Origin of the sequence: Candidatus Solincola tengchongensis (genome assembly GCF_015711935.1) — a bacterium.
GTDB classification, from domain to species: domain Bacteria; phylum Actinomycetota; class Geothermincolia; order Geothermincolales; family RBG-13-55-18; genus Solincola_A; species Solincola_A tengchongensis.
Genome location: NZ_JACVJJ010000058.1, coordinates 1 through 10,595 on the forward strand (window position 1 = coordinate 1; position 10,595 = coordinate 10,595).

Genomic DNA, 10,595 nt, shown 5'->3' on the forward strand with positions numbered 1-10,595 from the left:
GCCATGGTGGAAGAGATAAAGGAGGCCACCTACGCCCTGGCCCGCGAACTCCAGGTGGTAGGCCTCATGAACGTGCAGTACGCGGTGAAGGACGAGAAGCTCTACGTCCTGGAGGTCAACCCACGTGCCTCGCGCACCGTGCCCTACGTCTCCAAGGCCACGGGCATACCCTGGGCCAAGGTGGCCACCAAGCTGATGATCGGGAGGACCCTGCGGGAACTGGGCATCACCCGGGAGGTGGAGATCGAGCACATAGCGGTCAAGGAGGCGGTACTCCCCTTCAACCGTTTCTTCGGGGTGGACACCATCCTGGGACCGGAGATGCGCTCCACCGGCGAGGTCATGGGCATAGACCGTGACTTGGGGATGGCCTATGCCAAGAGCCAGATCGCCGCCGGCTCCCTTTTACCCAAGTCCGGCAACATCTTCGTCAGCGTCAAGGACGGGGACAAGCGGGAGATAGTGCATATATCCCACCGCCTTCACGAGCTGGGCTTCAACATCCTGGCCACGCGGGGGACGGCGGAGGTCCTGCGCCGCAACGGCATCCCCGTGGAGGTGGTGAACAAGATGCACGAGGGCCGCCCCCACGTGGTGGATTACATGAAGAACCGCCAGATTCAACTGATCATCAACACCCCCTCGGGAAAGAGGCCACGCTCCGACCAGTGGTCCATCCGCAGCTACGCGGTGCTCTACAACATCCCCCTCATAACCACCATGAGCGCGGCGCGCGCCGCCCTGCACGGCATGGAATCGCTCCTCCAACGAGGAATGGACGTGAGAGCCCTCCAGGACTGGCATGGGGTCAGGTCTTGAATTTTGATACTCGAGTGTCAGGAAACCATAGGTGCGCGGGAACGAAAGTTTGGAGTGATTTTGGTACTCGGATGTATCAAAATTCAAGACCTGACCCTTTACTATCTTTCCTCAGGTTTTATGAGCTTGCTGGCCATGAGGGAGGATGCCGGATCGTAATATTCCAGGCTAAGGTAGTAGTCCTTCCACTCCTCGCCCCTAGGTAGATTCTGGCCCCAGAAGACCAGGGTGTAGGACCGCCTGGCCCCCGCGGGTATCAGGGTGAGGCTGGAGGGAGCCTGCTGGCACTGGGACCGGTACCGGAGGGGGGTGTAGGTCCCCTGGGGGCGACTCTCCCCAAGGGGATCGGAGGAATGGCTCAGGACCACGTGAAAGAGCCTTGGGTCCATGTTCACGTCAAGCCCTCCACGGTTGTGGGCCTCGAGGGTCACGGTAAGGCTCCTCGTGAGGTCTCCTTCCTCGATGAAGCATTCCTGCACGGAGAGGTCCACGTCCGCTTGCCCCACCAGGGCTCCCGCCACACGCACACTGCCGCGGTTTATCTCCGCTGAAGCGGTGAGCCACACGGCGAGCCCGAGGATGGCGAGAGGGATGATGAAGGCTATCAACAACCTGGAAGGAAACAAAACCACCTCCTACTCTAAAGTGGTTTTGTCCCCCGATTTTGCGTCCAGGTGAACGTCCTATATTCATTATACAACCGGAAAGGGCCGCGTTCCTCTTTTTACCGGGTGCATGACGAGCCTCGGAAAAGGCTGCTTCGTTCCTCCTCATTACGATTGGCCATTGTCCAGCCGGTTAAGGAGACCTTGACCTCCTGGCCGATAATATGAAGCACGGGCTTGGAGATTCCGTGGGGCTGCGACGGGTATGGAAAGGGAGGACTTGGATGGCCGCAGGTCGGTGTCACGAAACACGGTTGGGAGGCGAACATGAGAAGCCGTCTTTTCGAGATAAAGGTTAACGGTCGCGGGAAGAGGATAGGCGGAGAAACCCATATGGATAAAGAGGAAACACCCGATAAACAAGGGGAGAGGGAGAAGAGCGAATGGCTGGAGGTATGTTCTGCCATCCTCATGTCCTTTGCCGTCATCGCCACCGCGTGGTGTTCCTATCAAGCGGCCAGGTGGAGCTCAAGAGCATCCGTTGCTTTCGCGAAGTCCAACTCCAGCAGGAGCTTTGCCGTGGTCAGCGCCGACGAGGCGGATCGCAAGATGATACTCGATGTGGATACTTTCCTCGATTTCGTTGAACTCTACGATAATCCCAGTATCGCAAGAGAGGCACTGGAATCCTTTAAGGATCATTATTTCACGGACCGCTTGCGCAGAGCGGTGGATGCCTGGACAGCCCTTGATCCTCGCAACAACCCCGATGCACCGCGCAATCCTTTCGAACTCCCGGACTATGTCGTGGACAGCGACATTCAAGCCAGGGCTTATTTCAACCTGGCAGACGGCTACTCCACGGAAGCCAGAGATTACATAAGGCAATCCAACGATTACACCCTGCTCACGGTATTGTTTGCCGTGGTACTGTTTTTCGCCGGGGTATCGGCAAAATATAAAAGGCATGCCCCGGCGGCCATCAACCTGATAATCGGCTCTCTCATCTTCTATGTCTCCCTGCTGGCCCTGTGCTTCCAGAGCGTATATTGAACATCCACAGGTCACGGGGTAGGTTACTTGCCTCCTGGCGAGCTGCCCTCGTCTCCGGCCGGATATGAATGCTGCCCTGTCAAGCCTCGATCCGGAGTCCCTCTTCCTCCATGCCGTTCCATGCCTGAGCGCTTTCATCCCCCTTTGGACGACACGAGGAGCGCTAAAGCATCCCCTTCCCCTGTTCAACCGCGCATCCATCCATGCCCAGGAGGTACCGTTTTCCGGGGAGCGCGTTTTTCCCGTTTAACCACTCAACCGTTTGGGAAACTTAATATCTCATAGGCGTATCCGTCATCGGGCACCTCTCTCTGGAACCGGCTTCGAGACGGCGGAAAGCGCGGAGAGCGCGAAGCATGGTGGCGCGAGGCCGAACTCTTCGACCGTGTGGGACTCGACCTTCGGCCCCGGAGGAAAGATGGAGGAGATACGCATCCACGGACGTGGAGGCATGGGGAACGTCACCGCGGCGGAGCTTCTGGCCGAGGCGGCCTTCGCCGACGGCAAGTACGCCCAGGCCTTCCCCTTCTTCGGCGCCGAGCGGCAGGGCGCGCCGGTGGTGGCCTTCGTGCGCATCGACGACCGGCCCATCCGCCTCCGCCAGCAAGTTTACGCCCCGGATCACCTCATCGTCCAGGATGTGGGGCTAATATACAACGCCGGCGTGCTGGAGGGGTTGAAACCGGGAGGGACTGTGCTGGTGAACACCACCCGCCCCGGCGAGGAGCTTCCCGTCGGCGAAGGCTTCAAGGTGTACACGGTTCCCGCCCTCAAGGTGGCCCTGGAGGTCATCGGAAGGCCCATCATCAACGTGGTCATGGTGGGCGCCTTCGCCTGCGCCACCGGCCTGGTGAGGCTGGAGGCGGTGACAGAGGCCATTAGAACGCGCTTTCCCGGGGAGCTGGGAGAGAAAGAGGCACTGGCCACCCTTAAGGCCTGTGAGCAGATAGGGGAGTGTGGCTGATGCGCGTCTTCGTGGGAAGGAAGGTCAGGCCCGGTTCCAGCCTGGAGAACAAGACCAAGGCATGGAGGGGCAAACACCCGGTATACAAGCAGAAGGACTGCATCGGCTGCCAGCGGTGCTTTCTGGGATGCCCGGAGGGCACCGTCTACCAGCTGGACAAGAAGAAATTCGACGTAAACCTGGACTACTGCAAGGGGTGTGGTATATGCGCCCACGAGTGCCCGGTGAACGACATAGACATGGTCCTGGAGGAGGGGTGCGAGGAGCCCGGCTAGCGTATTTTCGTGATGCTGGGCCGAAGCCTGTGGGGCTGCGGACCTTGAGCGGGGGAGGATAAGGTCGCCCGGACATCTTTCGGCTATCGAGGCCGTGCCCGTGATGCACGGCGCGCGAAGAGGTCTCGGTGCTCATTTCGAAGTGGAAACGCCAAACCTGCGCCGACACTTAAATGGTAAATAATGGGAGGTTGCTTTGAGGGCCATCCTTGAGGGATCCAAGGCGGTTGCCGAAGCGGTGCGCCTTTGCCGTCCCCACCTGGTCTGCGCCTACCCCATCACCCCCCAGACCCACATCGTGGAGGAACTCGCCGGGATGGTGGCCGACGGACGCCTGGAGGCCGGGTTCGTCCTGGCGGAGAGCGAATTCGGGGCAGCCTCCATCGTCCTGGGGGGAAGCGCGGTGGGAGGGCGGACCTATACGGCTACCAGCTCCCAAGGACTCCTGCTCATGGTGGAGGTCATCTTCAACATCGCGGGCCTGCGCCTCCCGGTGGTCATGACCTGCGCCAACCGGGCCGTATCCGCGCCCATCAACATCTGGAACGACCAGCAGGACGCGGTCTCCATCCGCGACTCCGGCTGGATACAGCTCTATGTGGAGGACAACCAGGAGGCCGTGGACACCCATATCCAGGCCTTCCGCATCGCCGAGGAGTTGATGATCCCGGTGATGGTGTGCATGGACGGCTACGTCCTCACCCACACCATGGAGCCGGTGGACCTCCCCACCCAAGAGGAGGTGGACAGCTTCCTCCCGCCCTACGAGCCCAAGTACAGGCTGGACCCCGACGACCCCTTCACCATGGGGGCCATGGTGGGCCCGGACGCCTACATGGAAACGCGTTACCACGTGCACATGGACATGATGGAAGCGCGTTCCGTCATCGCCCGGGTGGCCGAAGATTACGCCGAGGCCTTCGGACGCCATCACGGAGGGCTCGTCGAGACCTACGACCTGGAGGGTGCCGACGTGGTACTGGTCTCCATGGGATCTCTTCTGGGGACCATGCGGGAGGCGGTGGACGAACTCAGGGAGGAGGGGCTCAAGGTGGGCCTGCTCAAGGTGCGCTGTTTCCGCCCCTTCCCCAAGGAAGCCATCCATGATGCCTTGATGGGCGTGAGCGTCGTAGGTGTCATCGAGAAGGACATCTCCCTTGGGCTGGAGGGCACGCTGTGCTCGGAGATGCGCGCCGCCTTCTGCGGGGAGGAGTCGCCGGAGATCTCCAGTTTCATCATGGGGCTGGGAGGAAGGGACATCACCGTGGAGGAGATAAAGCAGATAGCTCGGGACCTGGCCCGGAATCCCGCCTGCCGGGTTGAGTTCAGGGGTCTCAGGGAAGAGCTGCTGCGCGGCGACGAGGGTTAGGTTCAACGGGTATTTGGGGAAGAGGAGAGCGCTGGGAAAGCTTGGTAAAGGCCGTCGGCGGGAGGAGTAAGGTCCTCGGGGTTCGTATGCGGCTCGGTTTATGAGGAGGGTGTTGGCGGGGAGCGTAACCTTCCGCGAGTGCCTCTGAGAGACGGCGGTTGAAGGAGGTCACGGAAGAGCATGGCCGTTGAAGAACGCTGGGTCATCAACCTGATGGAACCGGGGCATACCGGCTGTGCCGGGTGCGGGCAGGCCATCGCCGCCCGTCTTGTGCTCAAAGCGGCCGGCCCCCGGGTCATCGTGGCCAACGCTACGGGGTGCCTGGAGGTTTACACCACCACCTATCCCCGTTCCTCTTGGGAGGTGCCGTGGATCCACTCGCTCTTCGAGAACGCCGCTGCCGTGGCCGCCGGGATGGAGGTCACCCTCAAGGCCATGGGCCGATACGAGGGCATAAAGATCATCGCTCAAGCCGGTGACGGTGGGACGGCGGACATCGGCATAGGGTGCATAAGCGGGATGTTCGAACGGGGACATGACATCCTCTATGTCTGCTATGACAACGAGGGATACATGAACACAGGCTATCAGCGCTCCGGGCTCACCCCGCTGGGAGCGCGCACCACCACGAGCCCACCCGGGCGTCTCTCCTACGGGAACCGCACCCGCAAGAAGAACATGCCCATGATCGCCGTGGCCCACGGCGTGCCCTACGTGGCCACGGCCACCGTCTCCGAACCCCGCGACCTCATGCGCAAGGTCCAGAGGGCCCTGGAGATCGAGGGCCCCAAGTACCTGCACATCCTGGTCCCGTGCGTGCCGGGATGGGGATACGAGTCGGAACTCACCGTGGAGCTGGCCCGCCTCGCCGTGGAGACCAACCTCTTTCCCCTCTTTGAGGTGGAGAACGGGGTGATCACCAGAGTGAAGAAGCCCAAGGAGGCAAGGCCGGTGGAGGATTACCTCCGCCCTCAGAGGCGCTTCGCCCACCTATTCCAGCCCGGAGGGGAGGAGGTGCTGGAGGAGCTGCGGCATATCGCAGAGGAGAACTCGCGCCTCGAGCCGGGACCGGCCCGCCTCTTCGGGCCGGGAGCCCTGGAATGACTATCGGGCGGCCAATCCGTATATGAGGTAGTCGGCGATGGCCTCGGCGGTCTTCTCGGTGTCCAGGCGCTGGTCGAACATGAAGAGGTTCAGGCCGAGGTGCTGGGTAGCACCGGAGATCAGATTGCCTATCACGTAGGAGTCCACCTTCCGGAAGAGACCCTTTTCCATGCCCCGCTGGATGAGCTGGCTCACGAGTTCCGCCATACGGCGCTGCCACTCCACCACGCGGGCGTCGATCTCCGGGTTCATACCCATGACCTCCTGGATGTAGATGGAGGCGAACTCCAAGTTCTTGGAGAAGTAGTCGAAGAGGTCGAGGATGGTCCGCTTGGTGCGTTCCTTCAGTTCATTGAGGTCGGTGGGCATGTCCTCCAGGTTACGCTTGACTATCTCCTCCATATTGTTGAGGATTCCGTCGACCAACTCCACGAAGAGGTCTTTCTTGCTGTCGAAGTAGCTGTAAAAAGTGGCCCGGGCGACGTGCGCTTCCTGGAGGATGTCCTCTACCGAACAGCGGCTGAAACCCTTGCGGGAAAATACTCGGATTCCTGCGTTGACGATGTCGGATCGCTTGTCTCTCCTGGGCAATTCGTCTCCTCCTTATAACGCACGAATAAGTTTTCAATTTTTATATATTTTCCCAGTTAAAATGACTGATGTCAAATCGTTTTCAGGTCATATCCTCTAAATATTTGACTTCACAGTGAATAAAGGTGTCATATATGCGGCACAGGCGTGTCCCCCCCAATGGAAGGCTGCCTCTCTGGCGACACTTATTTCCGGCAGGAGATTCCTTTCCGGCGGGGCGGGCGAGGAGAGCATAGCGGTTTCAGATCCACGCCTCTCGTTCATCGCCGGCCCTGGCCGCTCTCTCTTTTCCGTCATCCTTTTCTGTTCCCGGGTAGGGAGAGAAATCTCTGCAACCCGCATATCGGTCAGGTAGGATCGACATGATTTCCGGCTTTCTCTTCCCGGTTGGGTAGAACAATAACCGAAACCCGCATCTCGGTCCGGCAGGAGTGACCATGATTTTCGGCTTTTTCTTCCCGGTTGGGTAGAACGATCGGTGAAACCCCTCCCTTGATTGGATTAATATTGATGCGAATCGGATTCCGGCAGGAAGGTGTGCCGCAGGGCTGCCCTTGCAGCCAAGGGTTTCCCCCTCCGCGTCGCGGTAACGGATATGATCGCTTCCGGCGGAGCGCCTTCCCGTCGAGCGGGGTTGGGCGAAGGGCACCGGTGCTTCGCGTCGGCGTGTCGTACGCGGAAGTTTCGAGTATAGAACGGGCGCTGGCCCAGGCGGGGAAGCTGAGAGGAATCTTGAGGTGACCATGCAGGGAAAGAATTGAGGTAGTCATGCCGGGAAAAGAGAGAGCCGCGAAACGGGAGAGGCGATTGGTCTCCCTCTCCCCAAGGGATTTCCAGGCGCTGCGCCGCCGCGTGGAACGCATCGACCGTGCCCTCCTGGAGTGTTACGGGGACCGGCCGTGGAAACCCCGTTTCCGTCACCTCCTGGATGGCCTCGTGCACACCCTTCTCTCCCAGAACACCAATGACGCCAATTCGAACCTGGCCTTTTTTCGCCTCAAGGACAGGTTCCCGTCCTGGGAGGAAGCCGCCCGCGCTCCGGTGGAGGAGATCGAGGAGGCCATCCGGCCCGGCGGCATCTCCCGCGTCAAGGCGGAACGGATAAAGACTATCCTGGAACTGGTGCGCAGGGACTTTGGCGCCTACTGCTTAGCTCCCCTGGCGCAAAGAGAACCCGAGGAAGTACTCCGGTATCTCCTGGGCCTCCCCGGCGTGGGGCGCAAGACGGCTGCCATCCTCCTCCTCTTCCAGCTGGGCCACCCCTTCTTCCCGGTGGACACCCACGTCTTCCGAGTGGGAAAGCGGCTGGAGATCATACCCGCCGGACTGGGTCCCGTTGCCGCCCACGAGGCCATGGACCGGCTGGTCCCGGACGGGTCGAAGTACAGGCTCCACCTTAACCTCGTCGAGCATGGTAGGCGTGCCTGCCGTGCCAGGAATCCCCTGTGCGGTGATTGCTGTCTCCGCGCACTCTGTCCCTACCCGGAGCGCCTGGCACCGCCTTTGAGGTAGAATGTTCATCGTACGGTCGATGGCAGCGGAGAGAAAGGGTTCGGATACCCAAGGCGTCAAAGGCGGAAGCATGCGCAGGCACTTTTTTATTGCTGCTGCGGTGGTTCTCGCTCTCCTGGCGGGAACCGTATCGGTGCTCGCGCAGGGGGATCGTTCGGCCATCGAGGCGGTACTTCACCAGGTGGAGGGCTTGAGAGGCCTCTCCGCCGATCCGGACGTGCCCGTGGATTACCTCACCCAGGATCAGCTCAGGAAAAGGATGATAGAGGACTTCGAGGAGGAAAACCCGGAAGAGGAGATACGCACCGCCTCCGAGATCATGGCCATGCTGGGGTTCGTCGAGCCGGGGCTCGACCTGTACAAACTGTACATCGACCTCTACACCGAGCAGATAGCGGGCTTTTACGACCCGGAGGAAAAACGCATGTTCCTCATCTCCGAGGACCAGGACATGGGGCCCATGGACCGCTACGTCCTGGCCCATGAGCTAACCCATTACCTCCAGGACGTCAACTTCAACCTCCGGCGCCCACCCTTCTATGACCCCCCCGAATCGGAAGAGGGGACCGACGACGACGCCTCTTTCGCCGCTACCTGCCTGGTAGAGGGAGACGCCATGCTCACCTCGCAGCTCTGGCTGTACAGGTATATGGACGCCTCGGAGATGCTGGAGATGCAGCAGGAGAGCGGCGAGTTCTCCACCGAGGTCCTGGACAGTGCGCCGGAATATGTGAGGGACGGGCTGCTCTTCCCCTACGAGGAGGGGATGGAGTTCGTGCGCTTCCTCCAGAAGACGGGCGGCTTCGACCGGGTGGATGCCGCCTTCCAGCACCCGCCCAAGAGCACGGAGCAGATATACCATCCCGAGAAATACCTGTCCGGGGATGACCCCATCCCCTTGGAGCTGCCGGACCTCAGTGCGGAGCTGGGGGAAGGCTGGGAGCTGGCCTATGACGACGTCCTCGGGGAGTTCGACGTCTTCGAGCTCTTCAAGCCGTTTATGAGTAAGAGCGCTGCGGAGGAGGCGGCAGCGGGGTGGGGAGGGAATGACTATCACTATTACCGCGACTCGGTCGGTGAGAAGCTCCTCGTGCAGCTCTATGCGTGGGATAGCGAAGAAGACGCCTCGGAGTTCATAGCCGCATACGTAGAATACCTAGAAAAGCGTTTCAAGGCCGGCCTCAGGGAGGGTGAGGCAAGGGGCGCCTGGAAGACATGGGGCGGTGGGGGTTACGTCCATGCCCTGAAGAAGGAGGGGAAGAACGTCTACGTGCTGCAGGCCTCGGACGAGCAGACCCTTGAGGTTGCCCTGGCGGGATTGGGAGAGAGCGGTGAGGAGCTGAGAGGGGAGGAGTTGGGTGGTGAGCTGGCGGGAGAGGAAGAAGGTGGCGGTAAGAACATCCGCGATTACGGCTGGCTGGTCATCGCCGGCGTGGCGGGCCTATTCTTCCTGGGCATCGTCCTCATCATCGTGATGTTCGTCCTCATGCGCGGGCAGGCCAGGACGCAGACACCACCGCCTCCTGGTGCCTATGGCCCCGGGCTTTACCCCTCTTCTCCGCATGTCCCTCCCCCGGTGAGCGGGAGGGCCGAGCCTGCGCCACCCGTCTCCCCGCCACGGGATATGCCGGAACAGCCGCCCCCACCCGGCGGTCCAGCCGGGCCATTCGGGCCACCAGGCCCCACTGGCCCGGCAAGCCCAACCGGAGGTCCATCCCAGCCACCTATCCAACCACCAGGGGGAACAGGGGCTTGAACCGGAAGCCTCCGGGTCTAGAGGCTTTCGGGATATATGATGTGCGCAATGCGGGCGGCTCACGAGCTCGACGGGATTCGCCCCATCCACCCAAATTGACCGGCCGGACCATCCGTGGGGCCTGGGCCGGATAAGGAGCAAGTCGTCCTCCGCTCTCGCCAGATCCATGGGGACTGGTTCAAAGTGCGAACGATCCGAAATTGCGCATGGATAACCGCGGTTGGTGTTTTCTTTGAGGCCCGGATCATGTCCTTTGCCCGCTCTTGCCGGACTGATCCTTCATGTCCGCGATGGAATCACTCGGATATCATCTGGAGGGCGTAAGGGATTCCAAGCCTGCCAAGAGATGAAAACGCGATCACTCGATGACGCAAGATCAGCACTCTGGAGTGGTTGGTCTCCTGGGTTCGCGAGGGGTCGAAAAGGAGTATATCTGGGAGGGGACGCACGCTTCTGTCTAGGACCGTTGTGCTATAATTTTTTTCGAGAGAGGGAGGGGCCCTTAGCTCAGTTGGCAGAGCAGCGGCCTCATAATCCGCGGGTCGTA

General features: G+C 60.8%; 11 protein-coding genes. 8 read left to right on the forward strand and 3 right to left on the reverse strand.

All coding sequences use genetic code 11. The features are described 5' to 3' along the window. On the forward strand, positions 1–819 hold an 819-nt coding region (locus H7007_RS05120; protein WP_287153604.1), incomplete at its 5' end, for an ATP-binding protein. 101 nt (positions 820–920) lie between these two features. On the opposite strand, the gene H7007_RS05125 is transcribed toward H7007_RS05120, so the two are convergent. Further along, entirely contained in the window at positions 921–1,451 is a 531-nt protein-coding gene (locus H7007_RS05125; protein ID WP_287153605.1) for a hypothetical protein, read from the reverse strand. 210 nt (positions 1,452–1,661) lie between these two features. Between H7007_RS05125 and H7007_RS05130 the strand changes: the two genes are divergently transcribed. From H7007_RS05130 to H7007_RS05150, 5 genes are all read left to right on the forward strand, one after another. Further along, on the forward strand, positions 1,662–2,477 hold the full coding sequence (locus H7007_RS05130) for a hypothetical protein (RefSeq protein ID WP_287153607.1): 816 nt from the start codon (positions 1,662–1,664) through the stop codon (positions 2,475–2,477). Between the two features lie 418 nt (positions 2,478–2,895). Beyond that, a complete protein-coding gene (locus tag H7007_RS05135; RefSeq protein ID WP_287153609.1) occupies positions 2,896–3,441 on the forward strand; it encodes a pyruvate ferredoxin oxidoreductase subunit gamma in 546 nt (181 codons plus the stop codon). Continuing rightward, positions 3,441–3,716 (forward strand): 4Fe-4S dicluster-binding protein, encoded by a 276-nt coding sequence (locus H7007_RS05140; RefSeq protein WP_287153610.1) that lies wholly within the window; start codon positions 3,441–3,443, stop codon positions 3,714–3,716. The genes H7007_RS05135 and H7007_RS05140 overlap by 1 nt, the downstream gene beginning before the upstream one ends. Positions 3,717–3,912: 196 nt before the next feature. After that, positions 3,913–5,085 carry a transketolase C-terminal domain-containing protein gene (locus H7007_RS05145; RefSeq protein ID WP_287153611.1) on the forward strand — a complete coding sequence of 391 codons (1,173 nt, stop codon included), beginning with the start codon at positions 3,913–3,915 and terminating at the stop codon, positions 5,083–5,085. A 180-nt stretch (positions 5,086–5,265) separates the two neighbouring features. Then, on the forward strand, positions 5,266–6,189 hold the full coding sequence (locus H7007_RS05150; protein WP_287153613.1) for a thiamine pyrophosphate-dependent enzyme: 924 nt from the start codon (positions 5,266–5,268) through the stop codon (positions 6,187–6,189). Here the strand turns inward: H7007_RS05150 and H7007_RS05155 are convergent, their stop codons facing one another. After that, positions 6,190–6,780 (reverse strand): TetR/AcrR family transcriptional regulator, encoded by a 591-nt coding sequence (locus H7007_RS05155; RefSeq protein ID WP_287153615.1) that lies wholly within the window; start codon positions 6,778–6,780, stop codon positions 6,190–6,192. It abuts the gene before it with no gap. 768 nt (positions 6,781–7,548) lie between these two features. Here H7007_RS05155 and H7007_RS05160 point away from each other — a divergent pair. Together H7007_RS05160 and H7007_RS05165 are read left to right on the forward strand one after the other, a co-directional pair. Further along, positions 7,549–8,292, forward strand: coding sequence for an endonuclease III domain-containing protein (locus tag H7007_RS05160; protein WP_287153616.1), 744 nt, complete (start codon positions 7,549–7,551; stop codon positions 8,290–8,292). A 70-nt stretch (positions 8,293–8,362) separates the two neighbouring features. Next, entirely contained in the window at positions 8,363–10,048 is a 1,686-nt protein-coding gene (locus H7007_RS05165; protein WP_287153618.1) for a M78 family metallopeptidase domain-containing protein, read from the forward strand. A gap of 296 nt (positions 10,049–10,344) precedes the next feature. Here H7007_RS05165 and H7007_RS05170 read toward each other — a convergent pair. Then, positions 10,345–10,595, reverse strand: a 251-nt coding sequence (locus H7007_RS05170) for a hypothetical protein (protein ID WP_287153620.1), incomplete at its 5' end; no start/stop codon positions are given.

Excerpts from the sequence above, each read along its gene's own strand:
- H7007_RS05135 (WP_287153609.1), top strand. The coding sequence starts at position 2,896 with ATGGAGGAGATACGCATCCACGGACGTGGAGGCATGGGGAACGTCACC.
- H7007_RS05140 (WP_287153610.1), top strand. The coding sequence starts at position 3,441 with ATGCGCGTCTTCGTGGGAAGGAAGGTCAGGCCCGGTTCCAGCCTGGAG.
- H7007_RS05150 (WP_287153613.1), top strand. The coding sequence starts at position 5,266 with ATGGCCGTTGAAGAACGCTGGGTCATCAACCTGATGGAACCGGGGCAT.
- H7007_RS05160 (WP_287153616.1), top strand. The coding sequence starts at position 7,549 with ATGCCGGGAAAAGAGAGAGCCGCGAAACGGGAGAGGCGATTGGTCTCC.
- H7007_RS05165 (WP_287153618.1), top strand. The coding sequence starts at position 8,363 with ATGCGCAGGCACTTTTTTATTGCTGCTGCGGTGGTTCTCGCTCTCCTG.